The organism is Vibrio sp. Vb0349, from assembly GCF_033338975.1.
In genome coordinates this window covers 1-1,154 of the sequence record NZ_JAWOTS010000346.1, presented here as the reverse complement: position 1 = coordinate 1,154, position 1,154 = coordinate 1, and the positions used below count along the sequence as shown (strand labels likewise).

Annotated in this window: 1 protein-coding gene and 1 pseudogene; both read left to right on the top strand. The window is 44.6% G+C overall.

Translation table 11 applies throughout. The features are described 5' to 3' along the window. Positions 1–408: pseudogene (locus tag R7Q47_RS25730) on the top strand (hypothetical protein); the annotation flags it as partial. Between the two features lie 32 nt (positions 409–440). Beyond that, the gene (locus R7Q47_RS25725; protein WP_020838770.1) at positions 441–992 is read left to right on the top strand and encodes a hypothetical protein; all 552 of its coding nucleotides are present in this window, start codon (positions 441–443) and stop codon (positions 990–992) included. Positions 993–1,154 lie beyond the last annotated feature (162 nt).

Genomic DNA, 1,154 nt, shown 5'->3' with positions numbered 1-1,154 from the left:
GAAATACAGCAACAGTTAAAACAAGAGCCGAATAACGATGAGCTTTGGTTTCAGTTAGGTCAAGGTTATCTGTTGGAGGGAGAATTTGATGCCGCGTTGATTTGTTTCGACTACACACTCCAACTCACTGACAACGTAACCGCGACGCAACTTGCCGCTAAGGCGACAACATTATACTACCTGCATAAACAAGCGATGACTGTTGAAGTCAGTTTACTATTAGAACAGGCGTTGCAACTTGAACCTTATAATGAAGCCGCATTGTCGTTGATAGCGAACGATCACTTCATTTCTTTCCGCTTTCAAGAAGCCATCGATACTTGGGTGCTACTCCTAGATTCCAATGACCCTAATTTAGACAGAGTGACGATCATCGAGTCCATCAACAAAGCGAAAAAGCTGATGTAAGCATAAAATGTAGAGTAAAGAGGAAAGTCAGTATGAAGAAGCTAGAAGCGGGTTTGTTGGTATTGTTGTGCGGTACAGTGCTGGTGGGATGCTCGTCTCCTTCAACTGGTTCTTCATCTGTCTATTATTCGAGTGGGTATTACGACCCTTGGTGGTATGGTCACGATGACTATTGGATTTACTATTATCCGGGTTGCTGTGACAACGGACATGACCATCGAGAAAAGCTCGAGGCATGGTGGAATAGTCTCGACGACGATCAACAACAGTCAATCAAAGACAAAGTTGAAGATTGGAAAGATGGCGATATGAACGCCAACTTCGATAACATGAAGCGACAACTGGATAACCACTGGCAGACGTTGCCGGATGAACAAAAACAAGCGATTCAAGCAAAATGGCACGAGCGTCCCCAGCGTGTAGAAACAAAAACGTTACCAAAACAAACGACGTTGCCAGAATCAACATTGAAGACACAGCCATTACCCGCGCATAACGTGCCGCGTCCGATTACCAAGCCAAATATTCAGAGACCTCAGACTCGACCAAACATCCAACCGGTGCCAAGAATTCGTCGACGTTAATGGTTTACTTGCATTTTGATGATGTACTTCGACTAGAATGAACTGATGAAAACAAAGGGCGCAGAACGCGCCCTTTGTTGTTGCATCATAGGTGTCGAATCCTATTTTCGATTTGACTAATAGGTTGCTTCTCGTTCGGCCGCTGCTTTATCCCAATCTGGC